Origin of the sequence: Streptomyces xiamenensis, from assembly GCF_000993785.3 — a bacterium.
Lineage (GTDB): Bacteria > Actinomycetota > Actinomycetes > Streptomycetales > Streptomycetaceae > Streptomyces > Streptomyces xiamenensis.
Genome location: NZ_CP009922.3, coordinates 3,512,557 through 3,533,472, shown reverse-complemented (window position 1 = coordinate 3,533,472; position 20,916 = coordinate 3,512,557). Strand labels below are relative to the sequence as shown.

22 protein-coding genes are annotated in these 20,916 nt (G+C 69.8%); 10 read left to right on the top strand and 12 right to left on the bottom strand.

Annotated features, from left to right (window positions below; genetic code table 11):
- Nucleotides 1-149: 149 nt before the first annotated feature.
- Nucleotides 150-1,589, bottom strand: a complete 1,440-nt coding sequence (locus SXIM_RS16315) for an NsdA family TPR-like regulatory protein (RefSeq protein WP_078635288.1) — start codon at nucleotides 1,587-1,589, stop codon at nucleotides 150-152.
- A 206-nt stretch (nucleotides 1,590-1,795) separates the two neighbouring features.
- Between SXIM_RS16315 and SXIM_RS16310 the strand changes: the two genes are divergently transcribed.
- From SXIM_RS16310 to SXIM_RS16300, 3 genes are all read left to right on the top strand, one after another.
- Nucleotides 1,796-2,470 carry a bifunctional DNA primase/polymerase gene (locus SXIM_RS16310; protein ID WP_030729232.1) on the top strand — a complete coding sequence of 225 codons (675 nt, stop codon included), beginning with the start codon at nucleotides 1,796-1,798 and terminating at the stop codon, nucleotides 2,468-2,470.
- Nucleotides 2,471-2,548: 78 nt separating this feature from the next.
- On the top strand, nucleotides 2,549-3,355 hold the full coding sequence (locus SXIM_RS16305) for an ABC transporter ATP-binding protein (RefSeq protein ID WP_030729235.1): 807 nt from the start codon (nucleotides 2,549-2,551) through the stop codon (nucleotides 3,353-3,355).
- Complete coding sequence (locus SXIM_RS16300; protein ID WP_174864323.1) at nucleotides 3,352-5,082, top strand: transporter; 1,731 nt, start codon at nucleotides 3,352-3,354, stop codon at nucleotides 5,080-5,082. Before SXIM_RS16305 ends, SXIM_RS16300 begins: the two co-directional genes overlap by 4 nt.
- An 83-nt stretch (nucleotides 5,083-5,165) precedes the next feature.
- Here the strand turns inward: SXIM_RS16300 and SXIM_RS16295 are convergent, their stop codons facing one another.
- The 3 genes from SXIM_RS16295 to SXIM_RS16285 all read right to left on the bottom strand — a co-directional run bounded on the left by SXIM_RS16295 (nucleotide 5,166) and on the right by SXIM_RS16285 (nucleotide 7,934).
- A complete protein-coding gene (locus SXIM_RS16295) occupies nucleotides 5,166-6,020 on the bottom strand; it encodes a hypothetical protein (RefSeq protein ID WP_148236123.1) in 855 nt (284 codons plus the stop codon).
- 53 nt (nucleotides 6,021-6,073) lie between these two features.
- A complete protein-coding gene (locus SXIM_RS16290) occupies nucleotides 6,074-6,901 on the bottom strand; it encodes a hypothetical protein (protein ID WP_046724515.1) in 828 nt (275 codons plus the stop codon).
- 328 nt (nucleotides 6,902-7,229) lie between these two features.
- Entirely contained in the window at nucleotides 7,230-7,934 is a 705-nt protein-coding gene (locus tag SXIM_RS16285; protein WP_030729245.1) for an iron-dependent transcriptional repressor DtxR, read from the bottom strand.
- A 298-nt stretch (nucleotides 7,935-8,232) separates the two neighbouring features.
- Between SXIM_RS16285 and SXIM_RS16280 the strand changes: the two genes are divergently transcribed.
- A complete protein-coding gene (locus SXIM_RS16280; protein WP_246156891.1) occupies nucleotides 8,233-9,042 on the top strand; it encodes an SIS domain-containing protein in 810 nt (269 codons plus the stop codon).
- Between the two features lie 339 nt (nucleotides 9,043-9,381).
- Here the strand turns inward: SXIM_RS16280 and pdxH are convergent, their stop codons facing one another.
- A complete protein-coding gene (gene pdxH, locus SXIM_RS16275; RefSeq protein ID WP_107046988.1) occupies nucleotides 9,382-10,014 on the bottom strand; it encodes a pyridoxamine 5'-phosphate oxidase in 633 nt (210 codons plus the stop codon).
- A gap of 278 nt (nucleotides 10,015-10,292) precedes the next feature.
- On the opposite strand from pdxH, the gene SXIM_RS16270 reads away from it, so the two are divergent.
- The 5 genes from SXIM_RS16270 to SXIM_RS16250 all read left to right on the top strand — a co-directional run bounded on the left by SXIM_RS16270 (nucleotide 10,293) and on the right by SXIM_RS16250 (nucleotide 14,618).
- Nucleotides 10,293-11,381, top strand: a complete 1,089-nt coding sequence (locus SXIM_RS16270; RefSeq protein WP_046724513.1) for a methyltransferase domain-containing protein — start codon at nucleotides 10,293-10,295, stop codon at nucleotides 11,379-11,381.
- A gap of 336 nt (nucleotides 11,382-11,717) precedes the next feature.
- Entirely contained in the window at nucleotides 11,718-12,395 is a 678-nt protein-coding gene (locus SXIM_RS16265) for a GNAT family N-acetyltransferase (protein WP_046724511.1), read from the top strand.
- 116 nt (nucleotides 12,396-12,511) lie between these two features.
- Nucleotides 12,512-13,195 carry a YqeB family protein gene (locus SXIM_RS16260; protein ID WP_148236122.1) on the top strand — a complete coding sequence of 228 codons (684 nt, stop codon included), beginning with the start codon at nucleotides 12,512-12,514 and terminating at the stop codon, nucleotides 13,193-13,195.
- A gap of 21 nt (nucleotides 13,196-13,216) precedes the next feature.
- Complete coding sequence (locus SXIM_RS16255) at nucleotides 13,217-13,852, top strand: class I SAM-dependent methyltransferase (RefSeq protein WP_046724507.1); 636 nt, start codon at nucleotides 13,217-13,219, stop codon at nucleotides 13,850-13,852.
- Nucleotides 13,853-13,943: 91 nt separating this feature from the next.
- Nucleotides 13,944-14,618, top strand: coding sequence for a pentapeptide repeat-containing protein (locus SXIM_RS16250; protein ID WP_030729264.1), 675 nt, complete (start codon nucleotides 13,944-13,946; stop codon nucleotides 14,616-14,618).
- Between the two features lie 41 nt (nucleotides 14,619-14,659).
- Here SXIM_RS16250 and SXIM_RS16245 read toward each other — a convergent pair whose 3' ends face one another.
- Genes SXIM_RS16245 through SXIM_RS16235 form a run of 3 tightly spaced genes read right to left on the bottom strand, consistent with a single transcriptional unit; the run spans nucleotide 14,660 to nucleotide 17,226 of the window.
- Nucleotides 14,660-15,256: a hypothetical protein gene (locus SXIM_RS16245; protein WP_052385112.1), complete on the bottom strand. Its 597-nt coding sequence runs from the start codon at nucleotides 15,254-15,256 to the stop codon at nucleotides 14,660-14,662.
- 6 nt (nucleotides 15,257-15,262) lie between these two features.
- The gene (locus SXIM_RS16240; RefSeq protein WP_148236121.1) at nucleotides 15,263-16,495 is read right to left on the bottom strand and encodes a DUF7224 domain-containing protein; all 1,233 of its coding nucleotides are present in this window, start codon (nucleotides 16,493-16,495) and stop codon (nucleotides 15,263-15,265) included.
- A gap of 5 nt (nucleotides 16,496-16,500) precedes the next feature.
- Nucleotides 16,501-17,226 carry an ABC transporter ATP-binding protein gene (locus tag SXIM_RS16235; RefSeq protein WP_030729270.1) on the bottom strand — a complete coding sequence of 242 codons (726 nt, stop codon included), beginning with the start codon at nucleotides 17,224-17,226 and terminating at the stop codon, nucleotides 16,501-16,503.
- Between the two features lie 964 nt (nucleotides 17,227-18,190).
- On the opposite strand from SXIM_RS16235, the gene SXIM_RS16230 reads away from it, so the two are divergent.
- Nucleotides 18,191-18,535 (top strand): SbtR family transcriptional regulator, encoded by a 345-nt coding sequence (locus tag SXIM_RS16230; protein WP_052385113.1) that lies wholly within the window; start codon nucleotides 18,191-18,193, stop codon nucleotides 18,533-18,535.
- 153 nt (nucleotides 18,536-18,688) lie between these two features.
- Here SXIM_RS16230 and SXIM_RS16225 read toward each other — a convergent pair whose 3' ends face one another.
- From SXIM_RS16225 to SXIM_RS16210, 4 genes are all read right to left on the bottom strand, one after another.
- A complete protein-coding gene (locus SXIM_RS16225; RefSeq protein WP_030729274.1) occupies nucleotides 18,689-19,222 on the bottom strand; it encodes a GNAT family N-acetyltransferase in 534 nt (177 codons plus the stop codon).
- A 108-nt stretch (nucleotides 19,223-19,330) separates the two neighbouring features.
- Entirely contained in the window at nucleotides 19,331-19,714 is a 384-nt protein-coding gene (locus tag SXIM_RS16220) for a VOC family protein (RefSeq protein WP_046724503.1), read from the bottom strand.
- A gap of 138 nt (nucleotides 19,715-19,852) precedes the next feature.
- Nucleotides 19,853-20,047, bottom strand: coding sequence for a DUF397 domain-containing protein (locus SXIM_RS16215; protein WP_030729276.1), 195 nt, complete (start codon nucleotides 20,045-20,047; stop codon nucleotides 19,853-19,855).
- Between the two features lie 11 nt (nucleotides 20,048-20,058).
- On the bottom strand, nucleotides 20,059-20,910 hold the full coding sequence (locus tag SXIM_RS16210) for a helix-turn-helix domain-containing protein (RefSeq protein ID WP_030729278.1): 852 nt from the start codon (nucleotides 20,908-20,910) through the stop codon (nucleotides 20,059-20,061).
- Between the last annotated feature and the right edge of the window lie 6 nt (nucleotides 20,911-20,916).

The window sequence follows — 20,916 nt, the reverse complement described above, 5'->3', positions numbered from 1 at the left end:
CGATCAGGCGGGGGACGGAGGCCGGGAAGGGGCGGTCGCGGAAGCCGGCCGGAGCGGCGCCGGCGGCCGTGCGAGCGCGCCGGGTCACCGCTCCCCTTCCTCCCCCCCGGCGAACGGGCCGTCCTGCGAGCCGCACCGGGAACGCGCGGCTACCCGGCCAGATCCCAGCGCAGGGTGAAGTCACGGACCTTGGGATCGTGCTGATGGGGATCCAGTCGGGTGCGGAAGTCCTCGAAGTACGTCGCGCCCCGGCCCGAACGCAGCGAGGACAGCGTCGTCACCGCCTGGTCCGCCGTCGCGCAGGCCGCCTCCAGCTCGCCCTCCTGAAGGTGCCCCGTCGCCAGCAGCACCAGCCCGATCGCCCGTCGCCTCGCCCGGCTCTCCGGGTGGGCCGCCAGCGCCTGTGTGGCCCGCTCCCGCAACCGTCCGCCCTGCCCCAGATCCCGGTGGCAGTGAGCCAGTTCGTCCGCCAGATAGGCCTCGTCGAAGTGCCGGATCCACTCCGGGTCCACGCCGCCCGAGGACCCGGCCCGCTCCAGCGCCCCCTCCGCGAGACCGGCCGCCCGGTGACAGCTCGCCGCGTCGCCCAACTGCGCGTGCCCGCGCGCCTCCGCCGCCAGGAACATCGCCTCCGCCCGCGGCCCGCACCGCCCCCGGGTGCCTTCCTGCGCCGCCCGCGCCAGCTGGATCACCTCACGCGGATTGCCCAGTTCGGCCGCCAGATGACTCATCCCGGCCGCCAGGACGTACCCGCCGAAGCCCCGGTCCCCGGCCGCCTGCGACAGCCGCAGCGCCTGGATGTAGTACCGCTGGGCCAGGCCCGGCAGCCCGCTGTCCACCGCCATGTACCCGGCCAGCTCCGTCAGCCGGGCCGCCGCACCGAACAACTGGCGCCCCACCGACTCCCGGTAGGAACCGGCCAGCAGCCCGGACACCACGCTGTTCAGGTAGTGCACCACCACGGGGCGCACATGCCCGGCCCCCCAGCGGCGGTCCAGGTCCACCAGCGCGGCCGTCGTCGCCGTCACCGCCGCCACGTCCGAGGAACCCACGCGCGGGCCGCTGGCCCGCGCCACCTCCGGGTCCGCCGGGGTGATCAGCCAGTCCCGGCTCGGCTCCACCAGCGCGGCGGGCGCCACATGCGCGCTGCCCGCACCGTACGCGCCCCCCGGGCCCCCGGCACCCACGCTCTCCCGGCGCGCCACGTCCGAACGCCACAACTCCGCCGCCTGCTCCACGCCTTCGGCGAGCCCGGTGGCGAAGTGCAGCCCGACGGCGGACGCCAGCTGGCGCGCGGTGCCCATGCCGATCTCGTCGACCGTCACCGTCCGCCCCAGCTTGCGGCCGATCGCCTCCGCGATGATGTCGGGGGCCCGGCCGCGCGGCTGCTGGCCTCTGATCCAGCGCGCCACCGAGGTCTTGTCGTAACGGAAATCGAGGCCGCGCTCGGCGGCACACACATTCACCCGCCGTGCCAACCCCGCGTTCGAGCAGCCCGCTTCGCGGATCAGCGACAGCAGACGCTCGTTCGGCTGCCGTGAATGGGGCAACCCTGGGGTCAGTCCGGGGGACACTGTTCTGGCAGTCATGACGTGGCTCCCTCGCTGGCCTGCACCCTGCACCAGGGAAGATCAATGCCCGGCCCCCGCCGGGTCCATCCCGTACGCCCCCACTGATGCTCCGATGCGCCCCACATGCCCGGGTCCCCCCGGGCGGACTCCGGGCGGGCATCGTCATCACCCAGGGTCGCTACCCGGACACGGGGAGCCCGTTACCCCCCGTGGAGAAGGTAGTTGTGATCAACGTGGAAGAAAAGATCAGCGTTACTTCAGCACCTGGCGTTCCGCAGCCGCGCGACGGCGGGATGGTCGACCATGCCGTCCGGTACGCGGACGAGCGGCACTGGGACGTGCTGCCGGGCACCTGGCTCGAATACGCGGACGGTGTGACGCGCTGCTCGTGCGCCCTCCCCGCCTGTGATGCGCCGGGTGCCCACGCCACCCGGACCAACTGGGTGGGCCACGCCACCGGCAGCGCCACCTCCGCCCGCCGCATGTGGGCGAAGGAGCCGCGCGCCTGCGTCCTGCTGCCCACCGGCCGCACCTTCGACATCATCGAGGTGTCCGAGACCGCAGGCTGCCTGGCGCTGGCCCGCATGGAGCGGATGGGCACCAACCTGGGCCCGGTCGCCAGTACGCCGCTGGGCCGGATGTACTTCTTCGTGCTCGCCGGCAACGCCGCCAAGGTGCCGGCCCTGGTACGGCAGCACGGCTGGTCGCCCGAGGCGATCGACCTGATCGCGCGCGGCGAGGGCGAGTACGTGCCGGCACCGCCGACCCGCATCGGCGTGCGCGGCTCGGTGCAGTGGGTGCGCCGGCCCACCGACGCCAACCGCTGGCTGCCGGACGCGGACGAACTCATGCCGCAGCTCGCGTACGCCTGCGGGCAGGAGAGCCGGTTCCGCCGCTGATCCACGGCACCCGGGGGCACCATCCGGACGAGGTCCGGGCAGAGGGGCGGGTTCTTTCCCGCCCCTTAGGGTGGGTTCATGACAGATACGGGGAATGCGGCGGCCGCTCCGGCCGCCGCGGTACGGGTACGGGGGCTGTGGAAGACCTTCGGGGAACAGGTCGCGGTCTCGGGAATAGATCTCGACCTGCCCGCGGGGCGGTTCATCGGCCTGGTCGGGCCGAACGGAGCGGGCAAGACCACCACCTTGTCCATGATCACCGGCCTGCTGCGGCCCGACGCGGGCACCGTGGAGATCGTCGGGCGTGATGTGTGGCGGGACCCGGTGGACGTGAAGTCCAGGATCGGCGTCCTGCCCGAAGGGCTGCGGCTCTTCGAGCGGCTGACCGGGCGCGAACTGCTCAGCTACCTGGGCCGGCTGCGGGGGATCCCGGCCGCCGAGGTGGAGCGGCGCGCCGACCAGCTGCTGGACGTCCTGGACCTGGCCGGCGCGCAGAACAAGCTGATCGTCGACTACTCCACCGGCATGCGGAAGAAGATCGGGCTCGCGGCGGCGCTGCTGCACAACCCCGAGGTGCTGTTCCTGGACGAGCCGTTCGAGGGCGTGGACCCGGTGTCGGCGCAGATCATCCGCGGGGTGCTGGAGCGCTACACCGCCTCGGGCGCCACCGTTGTCTTCTCCAGCCATGTGATGGAGCTGGTGGAGTCGCTGTGCGACTGGGTCGCGGTCCTGGCCACCGGAAGGATCCGGGCGCACGGCCCGCTGGCCGAGGTACGGGGCGAGGCGGACTCGCTGCAGAGCGCGTTCCTGGAGCTGGTGGGAGCCCGGGCCGGGGGCGGCGCGGACGACCGGCTCGACTGGCTGGGCGGAGACCGGGCGCGATGAGCACTCTCACCGAACCGGGGCCGGCACCGGCGAACGGGAACGGCGCCGGCGGCGGGAGCGACCCGGTGACCGCAGGCCCCGCCGGGGCCGCGGCGGCACCGCGCGGCACGTACGCCGACACCGCCGTCATCACCGCCACCTTCGTCCGACTCAAGCTCTCCCTGATCCGCAACGGACTGCGGCAGACGACCGGGCGCAAGGCCGGATTCATCTCCACCGCCATCACCGCCGCCCTGTTCGGCGGGCTCGGCATGCTCGGACTGCTGGCGCTGAGCGGCAACGCCCACATCGCGGCCCTGAGCACCGTCGTCGTCGCGATCACTGCGCTGACCTGGGCGTTCATGCCGCTGTTCCTGGGCGCGAGCGACGAGACGCTGGACCCGGGCCGGCTGGTCATGCTGCCGTTGAGCCCGCGTTCCCTGATGACGGCGCAGCTGGCCGCCTCGGTGGTGGGAGTCGGCCCGGTCTTCACCGTCATGCTGGTGGCGGGCGCCGCGCTCGGCACGGCGCGGGGCGCGGGCGGCTACGCGCTGGCGGTGTGCGCGATCGCCCTGATCCTGCTCACCTGCACCGTCGCCTCGCGCGCCATCGCCACCGCCAACGCCCGCCTGCTGACCAGCCGCAAGGGCCGCGACCTGGCGATCCTGTCCGGTGTCGTGATCGCGCTGGGCGTCCAGGGCATCAACCTGCTGGTGCAGAAGGTCGCCGGGGACGGCGGCTCGGCGCCGCTGCACACCATGGCCGACATCCTGCGCTGGCTTCCCCCGGCCACCGCGATCGAGGCGGTACGGGCGGCCTCGGCCGGCTCGTACGGCGTGGCGGTGGCCGCGCTGGCCGGCACCGTGGCGGCGCTGTCGCTGCTGGTGTGGTGGTGGCAGCGGACGCTGACCCGGCTGATGACCTCGCCGGACGGCTCCACGATCATGGCCCCCGAGACGGGCGGCAAGGAACGGCGGGGGCGCGCGGCGGGGGAAGGCGGCGGCCTGCTGACCCGGCTGCTGCCCGCCGGCCGCGACGGCGTCGTGATGGAGCGTGCCCTGCGCTACGCCTGGCGCGATCCGAAGGCCAAGATGAGCTGGGCGGTCGCGGTCGGCATGGGCGTGATGTTCCCGTTCATCTGGGCGGCCCAGGGCTCCGCCACCGTCTACCACGCGTGCTGGGGCGCGGCGCTGCTCGGACTGCAGATGTACAACCAGTTCGGGATGGACTACGGCGCCTTCTGGCTGATCACGCAGACCATCCACACGAAGCGGGACGCCTACCTGGAGTTGCGCGGGCGGCTGCTGGCGATCGCGCTGATCGGCGTGCCGTTCACGTGCGTGGTGGTGCTGGTGTCGGCGGCGGTGCTGGACGAGTGGGCGCGGCTGCCGGACGCCATGGGGCTGGCGCTGGCGCTGCTGGGCGTGCTGCTGGGCGGCGGGGCGGTCGCCTCGGTGCGCTTCCCGTACTCGATCCCGCAGGACAACGCGATGCGCAATGTGGCGGCCGGTCAGGTCTCGATGGTCTGGTACGGGGTGATCGGCGGGATGGTGGCGGGTGCGCTGCTGTGCGGTCCGCTGATCGGGCTGACCATCTGGCTGAACGTTTCGGCGGCCGGGTGGGCCTGGATCGTGCTGCCGCTGGGCGCCGGTTACGGCCTGGCGATGGCCTGGGCGGGACTGCGCTGGGCGGCCCCGCGGGCGGCGGACCGGCTGCCGGAGATCCTGGCGGCGGTCAGCAAGCCGTGACGTACGGGGTGGGGCCGACCGGTCGCCGTACCGGCCGGGCCCGCCCCTGCCGTAAGCCGGCGGTGCGGGTGTGCGTGACGGGCTCAGAACCCGCCGGGGGCACCGCCGTTGGCCAGTTCCTCCAGGTCGAGGACGAGATGGGCGGCCGGCTCGTCGAAGTCCACCGGGACATCGAAGTCGCTCATGGAGATGGCGTTGGTGGTGCCGCGCTCGGTCTGCTCCATGTGCATGAGGTAGGGCTCGCCCTCGGTGGCGATCAGCAGGGTGCTCTCCCGGGAGCTGCCGGGCTTGGGCACCTCGTGCAGGGCGATCACCGGAACGTTCAGGTGCGTGCTCTCCTCGCCCACGGAGACCTCGTCGGACGTCATGCCACTGACGTCACCGAAGTTGCCGAGGAACCCCTCCAGGTCGCACATCTCCGCCATGGCCCCGGCGTCCGGGTTGTCGGTGGTGCCATAGAGATACATGCCCGACAGCTCGGTCATGTCCGATCCGGTGACGGCCTGCCAGAACTCCGTGTCCGGCTGGTACCAGAGCTCGTTGCCGCGCTTGAGCAGTTCGAAGGAGCCCTCGCCCGCGACCGCGACGGTGCCGGCGCAGTCCCCCCGGACATCCATCAGCATGTCGATCTCCATGAGCTGACCGGGGCTCTCCTCGATGGTTCCGGACAGCCGCAGTGAGTCCGCCCCGGTCACCGCGTCCATCGCGCGGCTGACCATCTCCGGGGGCGGCAGATCGGTGACCCCGTTGCCCCCGGCGGCCGGTTTGTCCTCGGCACCGTCCCCACCGGTGCCCTCCTCGTCCTGCTCCCCACCGTCCGTGGGGATCCCCTCGCCGATGAAGGAAGGCCGTTCGCGGTCGGATCCGCACCCCGTGAGCGCCACCGTTCCGGCCAGCGCCGCCGCCACGAGGGCTGTCGTGCGCGTACCGCGTCTCATGTGCAACTCCCCCGTCTTTTCCCCGTTTGCTTGCGTGCGGGAAGACGCGACGGTCAGACGTACAGTTCCCCGAAGAAGTCGAAGAGCAGATCATCGGGCCCGTAGACGAGTTCCGGCGACGGCGCCTCGATCTCCACGGGGACGCCGAAGTCGCTCATCCACAGTTCCATGACACCCTCGGGCCCCGAGTCCACCAGCAGATGGCGCATGTAGGGCTCCCCCTCGGTGGCCACCAGGGCGCTGATCCAGCTCTCCCCGTCATTCCCGTCGATGGGAATGACCTCGGCCCCTTCATGGGTGGTCGGCTCACCCTTCTCGGCCCAGCGCCCATAGCCCCCGTCGGCGCCCGCGTCGTTGATCACGTCCATGAGGTCCAGGAACTCGTCAGACCGGCACATGGTGAGCAGTTCATCGGCTCCCGGCTCACCGGGGGTGACGTGCCGGTACCGGCCCTCGATCTGCTGCCGTATCAGGTCCGCCCATTCCGGTTCGGAGGCGATCAGGCTCTCCACGAACTCGCTGTCGGGCCTGACCCAGGCCTCGTCCCCGGTGACGATGAACTCCATACCCCCGTGGCCGTGCTCACTGAAGGTGGCCACGCAGCGGCCGGAGAGGTCGTAGTGCATGTCCATCTCGTACAGCCCGTCCTGGTCGTCGATCACCATGACGGCGCGCAGCGACTCCGCCGCGAAGGCCGTTTCCATCCCGGCGAAGAAGATCTCCTCGGCCGACCGGTCGAGCAGTGGGATCTCCTGCGGCGTCTCCGGTTCACCGTCCCGCTCCGCCGCCGTCTCCGAGAGCACCACGGTGCTGTCGTCCGGACGGCTCTCGCGCGCCTGCTCCTTGAAGAGGGTGGTCTGCGCGCATCCCGTCAGCAGCATCCCCGTCATGGAAGCGGCCAGCGCGGCATGCCATCGAACCGGCTTCATGTGCCCCCCACATGTCTCACACGATCGAAAAGAGATTCGTCAAGTCTAGTGTTCGACCTGAAGATCCGTCGGTCGAGTGACATACGGGCAGGCGTGATCCGGCCTCGTAACGGGGAGACATGGGGCAGGAGGAATGACCCTGGGAGCTCGGGGCTCCGGGTCGTCCCGCGGGGGGTGGGCGGTGGGCCGCCCGCCGGGGCGGGCGGCCCACCGCTCCCTGCCATCGACGCGCCGCGCGCGCCCACGGTGGAGTCCGGCGGAGCCGGTGATCAGCGTGCGCTCAGACCCGTCCGGCCGGAGCGACGAACACATGCATGGCCACGTCCGCCGACAGCTCGGCGGCCTCGCCACCACTGCCGACCTGGACGCCGCCGCCCGCCCCCGGGGTGACGCTGACCGACGCCCCCGGCTGCACCCCGGCCCGGCGCAGTGTGTGCATGACGGAGGTGTCCGTCTGGATCGGCTCCCCGATCCGGCGGACGATCACCGTCTTGCCGCCGCTGGTCTCCATGTCGGTCAGCGCGACCAGACCACGCCCGAGGAACGCGTCCGGCTCGCTCACCTTCTCGCCCAGCTCGGCCAGGCCCGGGATCGGGTTGCCGTACGGCGACTCCGTCGGGTGGTTGAGCAGCTCCAGCACGCGGCGCTCGACCGCGTCGCTCATCACGTGCTCCCAGCGGCACGCCTCCGCGTGCACCTGCTCCCACTCCAGGCCGATCACGTCGACCAGGAGACACTCGGCGATGCGGTGCTTGCGCATGACCCGCTCGGCGAGCAGGCGCCCCTCCTCGGTGAGCTCCAGGTGCCGGTCGCTGGCCACCGACAGCAGGCCGTCCCGTTCCATCCGGGCCACGGTCTGGCTGACGGTCGGGCCGCTCTGCTCCAGTCGCTCGGCGATACGGGCACGCATCGGGACCACGTTCTCTTCCTCAAGCTCCAGAATGGTGCGGAGGTACATCTCAGTGGTGTCGATGAGTCCGGACATAAGTGCCCCTCGATAGCTCGTGCGGTGGCCCTGAACCAATTCTGACGTATGGCGCCGACAATCGAGCCCACTGCGCGTTACCGCAGCCCTACAAGACCGCTGCCGCCGTATTGACACGGGCGTGCCCATGACCTCACCGTGACGCGTGACCGGCACCCACCCGGAAATGTACATCGTACGCGTACGGGGTGACGGCCTCGTACGACCGCGACGGGCACCCCGTCGCGCGCTGTACGCGGAGCACCGCACCACAGGGCACCGCACATCACCACACCGCACCCACGAGGGGACAGCGCAGATGAGCCCGCAGGCAGAGCAGCAGGACGCGCAGGACGGGATAGGCACCGGCGCCGACAGCCGGACCACTCTCGGTGACCAGTTCTTCGACGCCGCCGTGCGCCTGCTGCGCCGCGTCCAGGAAGAGGAACGCGCCGCCATCGGACAGGCCGGGGACCTGATCGCCGACACCATCACCTCGGGCGGGAAACTGTTCGTCTACGGCGCCGGGCACTCCGCGCTGCCCGCCCAGGACATCGTCTACCGGGCCGGCGGCCTGGCCCTGGTCAACCTGCTCGCCGTCCCCGGCACCACCGGCGTCAACGTCAGCCCCGCCCTGCTGGGCAGCGCCCTGGAACGGGTCAGCGGCCTCGCCCAGGCCACCCTCGACGCCAGCCCGGCACACGCCGGCGACCTGCTGATCGTCATCTCCCTCTCCGGCCGCAACAGCCTGCCGGTCGAGATGGCCGCGCACGCCAGGACCCGCGGACTGCGCGTCATCGGCGTGACCTCCCTCGTGTACACCGAGGGCACCGAGCCCAGGAGCGCGTCCGGCACCTTCCTCAAGGACCACTGCGACCTGGTCCTGGACAACAAGATCCCGATCGGCGACGCCGAGCTGACCACCCGCCGCATCGGCGCCCCGTTCGCACCCGCGTCCACGGTGGTGGTCTCCGCGCTGCTCCAGGCCGTGATGGCGGACACCGCGGGCAAGCTCTCCGACCAGGGCATCGAGCCGCCGCTGCTGCGCTCGGCCAACGTGGACGGCGGGCAGGAGTGGAACGAGTCGGTGTACGCGACGCACGCCGACCGCATCCTGTGGCGCCGGTAACGGCCCGCTGAGCGGCGGGGACGAAAAACATTTGCCGCCGCCCCGGACCGGTATTACGGTCGCAGGTACACAGAAGGGAGGTGGTTCGGCAGATGTATCAGATCCGGACGCGTGAGGTGGCTGCGGCCTAGAGCCGTCGTCCCACGGAAACGTGGCGCCGGCTCCGCCGGCCAATCCCAAGCAGTCACCCGACCCGCGAGCCGCCGGTAACGTCCGGCCGGCTCCCCCAGACGCCCCAGCGGCGCCGAGGGGAACCAGGCTCGCGGGTCGTTCCGTGTGCGGACGCGCGGGCGCGACCGCCCCCGGGCTGGGCGGCCACCCGCACGCCCCCGCCCACCCCTACGGGCAGAGCCGCTCGATCGTCCAGCCGGCCCCGCCCCCGGCGGCCCGTACGTACCGCAGCCGGTCGTGCAGCCGGTTCTCCCGCCCCTGCCAGAACTCCACGGTCTGCGGCACCACCCGGTACCCGCCCCACTGCGGCGGCGCCGGCACGTCCTCCCCCTCCGGGTAGCGCTCGGCCAGCTCCGCGTACAGCTGGTCCAGCTCCGCGCGCGAGGCGACCCGCGAGGACTGCTCACTCGCCCAGGCCCCCAGCTGGGACCCGTGCGGGCGGGTGCGGAAATACCCCACCGTCTCGTCCCGCCCGGTCCGCTCGGCCAGCCCGTTGACGATGACCTGCCGGGCGATGCCGTGCCAGGGGAAGAGGAGCGAGACCTGCGGGTTCGCCTCGATCTCCCGGCCCTTGCGGGACCCGTAGTTGGTGAAGAAGACGAAGCCCCGCTCGTCGAACTTCTTCAGCAGGACGGTCCGGGAGCTGGGGCGGCCCGCCGGGTCGGCGGTGGCGAGGATCATGGCGTTCGGCTCGTGCAGCCCGCTCTCGGCGGCCTGCCCGAACCACGCGAGGAACTGCGCGAACGGGTCGGCCGCGCTGTCCTTCTCCTCCAGCCCGGCCTCCCGGTAACGGGCCCGCATGACGGCGGGGTCGAGCTGCTCGGCGGCGGACGGCGTGGCGCTGGTACGTCGGGTGACATCGTCGGCGTGGGACACGCGCCATATCTTGCAGCATCCGTCCGACAGCCGTGGCCCGATCGGGGCGGTGCGCCGGGAGCGTGCTCCGGGATCAAAGCGGGTGATAGGAGGAGCGAGCGGGCGGGGAATATCCCGGCGGCGAATGCTTATCACATGAGCGATGACCGGCGGGAGAAATTCGCCGCTTCCCGGCAGGGAAAACCCTCGCTACGCTGCCTGCCATGAGCGATCGGGCCCCGCAGGGAATCCTGCCTTTCACCGTGCCACGCCATGCGTTCATACCGCGGCAGGCATGGGCCAACCCCGAAAAAGGGGAACGAGCGCTCTGGATCGACCGGGATATCGACCCTGATCTCTGGTGGAGCACGGTGTATTCGAACGCTGTCATCATCACGCAGATCGATGACGGCCGGACGGAACTCACACCGGAATCTGTGCGCACCACCTACAATTTCACCTGTTCTTCCTCCGCTCCGGCCCTCGTTTTCGCGTTTCTGGAGTCTCTTGAGGCGCGGCCGGGTGACAAGGTGCTGGAGATCGGCACGGGCACCGGTTGGACGGCGGCCCTGCTGGCCGAAGTGGCGGGCGACGAGCGGGTCTTCTCGATCGAAGTGGACCCGGCCCTCGCAGTGACCGCCGAGAAGAACCTCGCGGCCGCCGGCCGCTCCCCCCGGCTCATCGTCGGTGACGGCTCGCTGGGGGCTCCCGAGCATGGCCCGTTCGACCGGGTCCATGTGACCTGCGGGGTGCAGAACATCCCGTACACCTGGATCGCCCAGACACGGCCTGGCGGTCGCATCGTGCTTCCCTGGATGGCCGTCTACCGGATGGCCGCGCTCACGGTGGGGGAGGACGGTACGGCCTCCGGCCGGTTCCACGACAGTTGCGCTTTCATGATGCTGCGCTCTCAGAGGAGGCTGCCGGACAGCGAGGTCCCGCCCGAGGCGGAGGACGAGGAGTCCGGCACCACCGCCGATCCGCGCGCCGTGGCCGGAAACTCGCCCGGGCACAGGGCCTATCTGGCCGGAGCATTGCCAGGAATTCGTATCACCGGACACGAGAAAAAGGACGGCACTTACCGGGCGATTCTCCATGGTGGCCATTCCCATGCCCGTGTGCAGCATGACGGATATCGCACCATAGTGGAACAGCGGGGCCCTCGGAGGCTGTGGGAAGAGGCCGTGTCCGCCCACGAGAACTGGGTCGACCAAGGGTCCCCCGAGATTGATCGATTCGGCCTGACCGTCACACCTGAAGGCCAGTATGTCTGGCTCGATTCTCCCGAGAATCCACTGGAAGAAACGCGATGACGTGAGGAAATCTTCTCTTGGGAAAGCATGAGAAAGAGCGGCCCGACTGTCCCGTCTGCGGTGGGGAGGGTGAGGTGCCCGTCTCCGGTGATGGTTCCGCCGGCGGTAAGCCGGACATCGTGAGCTGCACGGTGTGCGGCGGCAGCGGCAAAAGCTGACCGGTGTTCCCCGGGGCGGGCCGCCCTATCGGGTCGTGCCAGCCGCGTGCCGTCACCATCGCCTCCGCCTCCGTCTCCGTCGCCGGGAAGGCGGCGCGCTCCGGTGCGGGCCGGTGAGGCACGGGCCGGAACGGGTGCGCACGGTGCCACCGGTGGGAAGCCGGTAGCGTACAAACACATGAGTGACACGTGGCCGCGGACCGTGCCCGATCTCGTACGCGCGTGGGTGCCGGGGTACGCCCTCTCCCGTGGGCTGCCGCCCGCCGTGGAGGAGCCGTGGGGCGCGCGGCTCGACGTGGGGCTGCCGCACCACCGGGCCCGGCACGTGCTGCCGGACGCCGACGAGATCACCGTCCGCAAGGCCGCCGCGCACATCGAAGCCGCCGGGGAGCCGTGCGTCTGGCTCAAGACATGCCTGCCGGACGAGACGGTGGCCGGCTGGCTCGGGGCGCAGTGGACCAGCAACAGCCCCGGATTCCTGATGAGCACCGCCGTGGAGCCCCGGGAGGCCACCGCCGCCGTCCCGGTACCCGCCGGGTACGCGCTGGTCAGCGGCTCCCAGCACGGGGTGACCGAAGTACGCCTCGTCACGCCCGACGGCACGGTCGCCGCGACGGGGCAGATGGCGCTGGGGCGGGGCGCGGCCACCGCCGTGATCGACCAGATCGAGACCGACCCCGACCACCGGCGGCGCGGTCTGGGCTCGGTGGTGGTCCGCACCCTGATCGGCGCGGCGGCCGGGGCCGGGGCAACCGACGCGGTGCTGTGCGCGAGCGTCGAGGGGCGCGGGCTGTACGAGGCGCTGGGGTGGCGGACACGGGCGCCGTTCACCAGCTTCATCCACCGGGCGATGTAGCCGAGCAGCCCAGTAGCCCAGTAGCCCAGTAGCCCAGTAGCGGAGTACCCGAAGGTCGGGCGGGACGCTACCTTCGGCCACTGCGCCCCACGGAGGCGGCTGCCTAGCCTGTGGGGGTGGACGAGACGACGACGAAGCTGGGCTTCCCGCGCGGTGAACTGCGGCTGATCCTGCTGGGGTTCCCGGCGCTGGGCCTCGCGCTGGCCTGGCTGCTGCCGGGGGCGGCGCGCTGGGCGACCGAGACGCTTCCCTGGATGCCGTTCGAGGGCCCGCTCACGTTCGTCGCCGGGCTCGACCAGCTGTGGCAGCGGGCCCTGTTCCTCGCGGTGGGCGTGGTGGCGGGGCTGGTCGTGGCGTTCATCGCGGTCGCCGAGTCGATGAAGCTGACGCTGACGGACGACGAGCTGACCGTCGAACGGGACGACACCACGCACCGCTTCGCGCGCGCCGACATCTCGGCGGTCTTCCCGGACGGCAAGGAACTGGTGGTGCTGGACCGCACCACCCGCCCGCTCATCCGAGGCGAACACCAGGCCCCGCTCGCGGCGGTGGCCGCCGCCTTCCAGCGGCACGGCTACCCCTGGTCGAAGGCCGACCCGCACGCGGCGGACTTCCGCCGCTGGGTGCCGCACGCGCCCGAACTGCCCGCCGAGGTGCACGTCGTGTTCGCCGCCCGCAAGGAGGCGCGGCGCCGCGACGCCAAGGAAGAGGCCCGCGATCTGACGGAGACCCTGGGGCAGTTGGGGTATGTGGTGCGCGATCACGAGGGGCAGCAGCACTGGCGTGCCGTCCCCGGCTGATCCGTGGCAGGGTGCGGTGTCATGCCGTTCGACCACAACGATCACTACCACCGGTGGCTGCTGCGCACCGCGCGCCGGCTGAGCGGTCCCGGCCCGGCCCTGGACGTCGGGTGCGGCACCGGCGCCTTCGCCCGGAAGCTGGCGGCGGCCGGGTACACGGTGGAGGGCATCGATCCCAGCCCCGAGGTCATCGCGGCGGCGCGCGCCGCCACCGTGGGCCCCAACCCGCGTTTCCGGGAGGGGGACATCACCACGGCCGCGCTCCGCCGGGACCATTACGCCGTCATCACCGCGCTGGCGAGCCTCCACCACGTGCCGTTCGAGACGGTCGCCAGGCTGCGGGACGCCCTCGCCCCCGGCGGCACCCTGCTGATCCTGGGCTGCGCCCCGGACCGTACCGCGCTGGACCACGCGTACGGCCTCGTCTCCGTCCCGCTGAACGCCGCCGCCCGCCTGGCCTGCTGGGCCCACGACCGCGCCACCGGCCGCCGGCCGCCACCGAAACCCCCGGTCAGGGACCCGACTGTCCCGCTCCCCGTCATCCGCCGCCGGGCCGCCGAACTCCTGCCCGGCGCCCGCGTCCGCCGCCGCTTGTTCTGGCGCCACACCCTCGTCTACCGCCGCCCGTGCGAGCCCGGCCCCGGCTCGCCGGCATGAGGCGCGGGCCGGGGCCGACTGTCAGTGGCGTCCGTCATCCTGAGGACGAGCACCACCCCGGCCGACTTTCCCGTTCCTCCCTGGAGCCCTGATGCCACGCTCCGCGCGACCGGCCCCGACGCCGCGCGAACTGTCCGACCTGCCGTACGCAGCGTTCCTCCAGCCCTTCGAGGGCGCGCTCGGACGGGAGGAGAACCTGGACACCGTCCACCTGGAGGGGCGGACCTTCGAGGAGACCGAAGCGGGCGGCAGCCTGTTCACCGAGTCCGCGCTCAGCTCGGTGACCTTCACGGAGGGGCGGCTGCGCAAGGCGCGGTTCGCCGATGTGTGGATGGACGCGGTGCGCTGGGTCGCCACCGATCTGGCCGAGACGAACTGGATGGACGTGGAGGTCAACACCAGCTCACTGGCCGGGCTCCAGCTGTTCAGCGCCCAGCTGCGGCGGGTGGTGTTTTTCCACTGCAAGCTGGACTCGGTGAACCTGCGGGCGGCGGCGCTGCGGGACGTGGCGTTCGTGGACTGCGTCCTGCGCGACGTGGACTTCGGCGGCGCCACACTGAACGGGATCACCTTCCCCGGTTCCACCCTGGAGGGCGTCCGGTTCGGCAAGGCCCGGCTGACGAAGGTCGACTTCCGCCAGTCCCAGCGCCTGGGCATCGCCGAGGGCCTCGACTCCCTGACCGGAGCCACCATCAGCACCCTCCAACTGATGGAAATGGCCCCCGCCCTGGCCCACTCCTACGGCATCACGGTCGCGGACGACTGAGCGGAACCATCATGCACGGAACGGCCCCGTCTCGTGAGCGGTCAGCCAACCTCGCTTCGCAACCGGTGACTTCTGTCGATGGAGAAGGCTGTTATTCCCACTGCCAGGACCACAACGGTCACGGCGAAAGCAGGAAGGTGGTCACCGGATTCCGGCAGGATCGCCCACGGCCGGGGCTGGCGGGCGGCGTCGTAGCCCTCCATGACTACCAGCAGAACATAGGCAATCGGCACCATAAGCGCTCTCGCTCCGATCAGCGGAAAGGCCAGGAGCATGAGGCCCGTCAGGAGGGCACTGTTGCGCCCCACGGCTGCAGCCGCCGGGGAATCGAGGATCAATCCGGAGGTCAAGCCGATCACCAGCGCCACCATTACGGTCGCACTCACGAGAAGCACATCACGGACCACGACGTTTCGCAGGGCGGACAGTTCCGCTTCCGGCAACCGGGAGGCCAGAGTCAGCATCAGGGCCACACAAACAGGTAGCGGCGCGAACAGCATGAGCAGTACCTCCGTGCCACCCGTGAAGGAAGGCATGCCCACCAGGAGTTCGCGAAATGTCCACACCAGAAGAGTAAATACTGCGAGACCGGCTGGCACGTAAAGATGAATCCTGCGGGCCTTGAACCACCACAACACGTCGGCCTACCTCGCGCAATCCGCAGCGGCGGCCATGGTGCCCCCAAACCACTCGCGCTGCTCCTCAAGGGGGAGCTCCATCAGTTCCCGAGCCGCCCGCACCAGCGGGTCGGAGCCGTAGCTCTCCGGGTCCACGCCTGCGGTGAGGGCCAGCCAGGTCTGGAGAAGCGCCGCCTCCTCGTACGGGAGGCAGAGCAGGGTCTCTTCAGGCATCGCAGCAAGGCCGACACTGCGCACGAGCTCTTGTTCGTCCGTGTGCGAGACGAACCACACGCGCCAGACGTCCGATTCCCCGCCGTCGGACATGCTCTCGTGGGTGACCTTGCGCGGAGCCGGAACACCTGCGCTTTCCAGGCGGCCGACTGCCTGTCGGACGACTCGGTCCACTCCAGGCAGACTTTGGGCGTACAGCTCCGGAACACAGACGACAAGCGAGGCCTGGCTGGTGCACTTCTCTTCCATTCCGGAGGAGGCCATCGGTGTGCGGTATTCCCAGTCGCGTGCCGTGGCCCAGGAGACACCCCCTCCCCCCAGAGCGACGGCCGTGGCCAGCAACACCCCGATCAGGCGTCGGCGTACACCCCACAGCAGCAGTCCGGCGCCGGCCAGCGCGCTGGTGAAGAGGAGAGGCACCACCAGCGCCGCCGGACTGACGACCTGGCTCAAGTCGGGGGTGCCCATCGCGTACGCGGTGGCGTGGCGCGTCCACACCATGCCGGGCACTTCGATGGAGCTATTGCCGGCGAAGCCAATCCAGAACCAGACACTCACCAGCACGAGCGGAGCCGACACCAGACGCGAAGGGATGAAGCATCCGACGGCGAACCCGAAGATCGTGTAGGGAATCGGCAGCGCCAAGACCACCAGGATCGATGGCATGGAAGCGGCATTCGGCCACACCGATGCGAGGACATGGAGCTGGACCACCGAGACCGTCATCAGGAGAACGCCCACTGCGGCGACCGGCGTCAGGGTATCGGCGGCAACACGGTATTGGCTGCGCCAGGCCCCCAGACTCCACACTCCGGCCTTGCGCAGCGTCCCGGCTTCCCATGCGGCGCATCCTGCGGTGATCGCGGCGACGAAGACAAGGAAACGGAAGGAATCGACGGCGACCGCCGGAGCGTACTGAGTTCTGTACTCTGGCGGAAGGCTGTTCGATGCGCCTGCCATGAGGGTCAGGACGAGAGTCGGAAGGGCCAGCCATGTGATCACCGATGTACGCATCAACGCGGCCAAGCGCATCACTCATCACCGCACAGCACCGCGTAGGCCATCTCCGCACGGCGGCCGATAACCACGTCTTCTGGAGCGTGTTCCAGAAATCCCGCGACGTCACCGTGGTAAACGATGCCGCCTCTGTTCAGAACAGTCACGTGTTCGGAATCTTCGGCCAGATCCGCCACATCGTGGGTGGAGATCAGCACGCTCACCTCGGGTGAAAGCGCTGCCAGCGTGTCACGAAAAACTCGCCGTTGGCGCGGATCCATCCCTGCGGTCGGCTCGTCGAGCAGCAGCACCTCGGCTTCGTGCACAAGAGCCTGCGCGACCCCGACGCGGCGTACCTGACCGCCGGAGAGCCTGGTAACTCTCTCGTCCTGCTTGCCGCTCAACTCGACCCGGGCCAATGCCTCAGCCGCCGCCGACCACGCGGCAGTCCTGGTCATGCCCTTCAACCAGCCAACGTAGGCGACCTGCTCGCGGGCTGTGAGACCGGGCATAGCGGTGACGTGTTGCGGCAGCCAGGCTACCCGCCGGCGATACTCCCGGTCAGAACTGTCGATGCCGCGATAACTGATGCTTCCGCGTTGCGGCCGACGCACGGATGCTGCGAGGGACAGGAGAGTGGACTTTCCGGCGCCGTTAGGCCCGAGCAGCACTGTGCGCTGCTCGGGTAAGACGTAGTCCACGCCCCGCAGGACCGGCCGTTTCCGATAGGCGAACCAGCAGTCGGATATCTCGACAGGCATTCATCTTTCCGTTCACCATCCGACCGGCAGGAGCCGGGTACAAACTGAGCATGACCTGCGGGGCGCATGTCAACTACTCGCTGACGACGACCTTATCAACTGACAGGCGACTGCCCGAAACGTCACCGTTGATGCGCGCTATCCTGAAATACACCCTCGCGCCGGTGCTGATGTCTCGCGAGAAAGTGGACGTGCTCCGATTGAAGCACGCAGTGAGTCGCGCATCGTTCCCGATTCGCACGTCCGGCTGAAGAGTGAGGTCCTGCCAGATACCCACGTGCGTCGAGTTGAGATCGGACCCGTACTCGGTCGACTGACAGCCCGTGAAATTCACCGTCGACGATCCACCCACCACGGTCCAGCGACGGGATTCGAATCCCGTAAGGGCGCCCGTTATGTGACTTTCCCACTGGACCGTGAAGTCACCCTGAGGCGCGGCGTCTGCTGCCGAAGCAGTCGGCGCGGTGATGAGCGACCCTGTGGCCGCGAGTGCGACGATTGCAAGGTGTAGCCCTTGCGCATGTCTCCCCTACTTGAAGGTAGTAGCGAACGTGTGACTGCAGCCGAGCATTTGAACCGGGCACAACTTAGTCACGAGTCGTTCAAACTTTCAAGCAGGCATTCTCCCTCTGCGCACTTGATTCTTTACTCCGAGTACCGTATAGCGTTGCATTATTTACCTTTTGACCCCCATGGGTAGATAATCACGCTCCCCGTACACTCCCAGCACGTCACACCATGAGCACGTTTCAGCCGGACCGGGGAGGAGTGTTTCACAGTTGGAATTCTTCTTCCGCCTCCGGACCGGTGGTTGCATCCGGTGGTCACAGGGTGGTGCGGGCCCAGGATGCGAAGGGAGTGGTGGGGAGGCCGAGGGTGCGGGCCGCTTCGGGGTGGGCCGGGGCGGAGTGGAGGCCCACGTACTCCTGGGAGGCGATGAACGCCTCGTGAAGGCCGGCGGCTCGTGCAACTGGCCGACACCCACTCCCCCCGGGACGCGGTCACCACCTGGCTCGACGAGCTGACCACCTACACCTCGACCACGCGCGGGGTGACCACCGCCCTCATGGCGGACCCGGAGGGCGGCATCGCCGTCGAGGACAGCTGCCACGGTCTGCTCCACGGCGCGGCGGCGCGGCTGGTCGCGGACGCGGCGGAGGCCGGCGTGGTGCGCGACGAGGTGACGCCGCTGGATCTCATCACCCTGGCCAACGCCCTGTCCCTGGCCTCCGACGGTGACGCCGATGCGGCCCGCCGCCTGCTCCATCTCGCCCTGGGCGGGGTGCTGTCGCGGACCGAGGCCGACTGAGAGACGGGGGCCGCTTCCTCCGGTGACAGCCAAGGGTTCCGAGGGTGCCGCAGGCGCCCCGGGTCTGTGGCGAGGGACAGCGGGAGGGTGCGCGGGCCGCGACCGGCGTTCGGCGCTTTCCCGTTGGGCTCGCGCCGACCGGCCGGGCGCAGGTCAGCCGTCCTGTTCGGGGGCGTCGACGTAACCGAGGCGCCGGTTCATCTCGATGGCGGCGGTGTTCGCCGGATGGTGGACGGTCCGGATGCGGTCCACGCCGCACCGCGCGGCGAAGCCGATGCCGAAGGTCTTCATCGCGAGGGAGATGCCTCTCCCCCGGAAGGCCGCCCGGACGCCGGTCATCTCGTTGAACACAAAGCCGGACGACCGGTGATCGGACGTCGCCGACATCCCGATCCATCCACCGTCGCCGTCCAGCGCGATCACCACCCCGCGAGGGTCGTACGAGGCGACCTCGATCCGCTGCCGGAGGTACGCCTCGTACGTGTAGAACTCCCCGCGCTCCGGGATGTCGGCGGCGCACTCCTTGTTGAGTGCGTAGAGCGCCCGCCGGTTCCGCGCCGTGTCCCCCAGCTCGTCCAGCGTGACCAGGCGGATCCCGGCCCCCAGGCACCGCTCCACGTACGGCGCGAACCGCTCGGCCTCGAAGCCGGTCACGTCCAGTTCAAGCCTGACCCACCGCGTCACCATGCCCGCGCCCTTCCCTACCGGTTCCCCGCTGTCGCGCCTGACGGCGATCTCCGGCAACCGTACGCACGGCAGGCGTCGGCGTTCGGCACGGGCAGGGAGGCTACGCGATCACACCGGCTGGAGCCGGGTGCGCAAAAGGCAGAATTCGCTACCTTCCGGGTCGGCCAGAACGTGCCAGCTCTCCTCGCCGGTCTGGCCGACATCGGCGGGCCGGGCGCCGAGGGCGAGGAGCCGTTCCAACTCGGCGTCCTGGTCGCGGTCGGTGGCGTTGACGTCCAGGTGCAGCCGAAGTTTGTGGGGCCGGGGGTCGGTGGTGGGACTGAGGACGAGGGTGGGCTGCGGGCCGCCGAAGCCGGTGTCGGGCGGCCCGATCTCGATGCTTCCGTCGTCCTCACGGCCGAGTTCGACGTAGCCGAGGACCTCGCTCCAGAACGCGGCGAGGCGCTCGGGATCAGCGACGTCGAGGACCAGTTCACTGATGCGGCATGCCATGGCCGGAGAGTGTAGGGAGGCTGGGCCGCACTCGCGACGGTGTTTTCCCAGACGGTACGGACCGGTTCGCACGGGTTCCGTACGGTATGAGAACGGCCCCCCATCCCTTGGAGTGGAGGGCCACGAAGTGCATCGGTCTCAGCCCAGTCGGCCGAACGTCCCCTGCTTGACCGCCAGAAGCAGCGCCTGAACACGCAGGGAGTCAGCCGCCGAGACCACATCGGGGTGATCGCTCTCCCGAAGGAGCAGTGCGCCACTGTAACGCCCCAACTCTATGCAGTCATTGTCACCCTGCGTCGAGTAGGAGGATTTCTGCCATGGAATATCCGACATCTTCCGCACTCTCAGAGTTGTTTCGAAATTTCGCGGACAAAATCCCGTGTCTTTTCCACAGGTAGAGACAGCTCTTCGAGTCTATCCATCATGCTGCGGTACTTGTGTGTGGCCGTTGGCGCATCGAGGAACTGGACGCCGGTGGGTGTGTCGAAGTGCACCGTGTCCAACTGCGACACCGCGCCCGACACGTAGGTGATCGATGCGCCGATACCCGGCAGGCCACCGAGGGAGAAGGGCAGAGCGCGGATGGTGACATTCTCCCGCTCCGAGGATTCCAGGATGCAGGTCAACTGCTCGCGCATGACAGCCGGTCCGCCGAACCCCAGGCGCAGAGCCGCCTCATGAATGAGCAGCGTGCACTGCGGCGCGTCTTCCTTGTCCAGGACATCGCGGCGGCGCATCCGGAACGACACCTTGCGGCGCAGATCCGTTGGGTCGGGTGCCGGGACGTCCGTGGACAGCACGGCCCTCGCGTAGGACTCGGTCTGGAGCAGTCCGGGCAGATGAGTCACTTGCGTGCCACGCAGGTGATCTGCGCGCTGTTCCAGTTCCACGAGGTCCAGCAGGGCAGCGTCGAACTTGCCCCGGAATTCCTCCCACCAGCCTTTGCCGCGCTCCTCGGCCATCATCCCGAGAGCGTCGACGTAGGCGCGATCCGCGCACTGATACACACCTGCGAGTGAACTCACGCTGTCGTGACTGAGACCGGTTCGCCCTGCCTCGATGTTGCTGATGCGGGTCCGATCCCACCCGAGTTTGAGCGCGGCGTCCGCCACACTGAGCCCCGCCGCCTGCCGCAGCCTGCGCATTTCGGTCCCCAGCCTGCGCTGCCTGGCTGTTGGCGCCGACCTCGCTGGCATCCCCCT

What these genes read in the sequence shown, in the direction of transcription:
- SXIM_RS16315 (WP_078635288.1), bottom strand. Translation starts at nt 1,589, where the DNA reads ATGACTGCCAGAACAGTGTCCCCCGGACTGACCCCAGGGTTGCCCCAT.
- SXIM_RS16305 (WP_030729235.1), top strand. Translation starts at nt 2,549, where the DNA reads ATGACAGATACGGGGAATGCGGCGGCCGCTCCGGCCGCCGCGGTACGG.
- SXIM_RS16300 (WP_174864323.1), top strand. Translation starts at nt 3,352, where the DNA reads ATGAGCACTCTCACCGAACCGGGGCCGGCACCGGCGAACGGGAACGGC.
- SXIM_RS16295 (WP_148236123.1), bottom strand. Translation starts at nt 6,020, where the DNA reads ATGAGACGCGGTACGCGCACGACAGCCCTCGTGGCGGCGGCGCTGGCC.
- SXIM_RS16290 (WP_046724515.1), bottom strand. Translation starts at nt 6,901, where the DNA reads ATGCTGCTGACGGGATGCGCGCAGACCACCCTCTTCAAGGAGCAGGCG.
- SXIM_RS16285 (WP_030729245.1), bottom strand. Translation starts at nt 7,934, where the DNA reads ATGTCCGGACTCATCGACACCACTGAGATGTACCTCCGCACCATTCTG.
- SXIM_RS16280 (WP_246156891.1), top strand. Translation starts at nt 8,233, where the DNA reads ATGAGCCCGCAGGCAGAGCAGCAGGACGCGCAGGACGGGATAGGCACC.
- pdxH (WP_107046988.1), bottom strand. Translation starts at nt 10,014, where the DNA reads ATGCGGGCCCGTTACCGGGAGGCCGGGCTGGAGGAGAAGGACAGCGCG.
- SXIM_RS16270 (WP_046724513.1), top strand. Translation starts at nt 10,293, where the DNA reads ATGAGCGATCGGGCCCCGCAGGGAATCCTGCCTTTCACCGTGCCACGC.
- SXIM_RS16265 (WP_046724511.1), top strand. Translation starts at nt 11,718, where the DNA reads ATGAGTGACACGTGGCCGCGGACCGTGCCCGATCTCGTACGCGCGTGG.
- SXIM_RS16255 (WP_046724507.1), top strand. Translation starts at nt 13,217, where the DNA reads ATGCCGTTCGACCACAACGATCACTACCACCGGTGGCTGCTGCGCACC.
- SXIM_RS16250 (WP_030729264.1), top strand. Translation starts at nt 13,944, where the DNA reads ATGCCACGCTCCGCGCGACCGGCCCCGACGCCGCGCGAACTGTCCGAC.
- SXIM_RS16235 (WP_030729270.1), bottom strand. Translation starts at nt 17,226, where the DNA reads ATGCCTGTCGAGATATCCGACTGCTGGTTCGCCTATCGGAAACGGCCG.
- SXIM_RS16225 (WP_030729274.1), bottom strand. Translation starts at nt 19,222, where the DNA reads ATGGTGACGCGGTGGGTCAGGCTTGAACTGGACGTGACCGGCTTCGAG.
- SXIM_RS16220 (WP_046724503.1), bottom strand. Translation starts at nt 19,714, where the DNA reads ATGGCATGCCGCATCAGTGAACTGGTCCTCGACGTCGCTGATCCCGAG.
- SXIM_RS16215 (WP_030729276.1), bottom strand. Translation starts at nt 20,047, where the DNA reads ATGTCGGATATTCCATGGCAGAAATCCTCCTACTCGACGCAGGGTGAC.
- SXIM_RS16210 (WP_030729278.1), bottom strand. Translation starts at nt 20,910, where the DNA reads ATGCCAGCGAGGTCGGCGCCAACAGCCAGGCAGCGCAGGCTGGGGACC.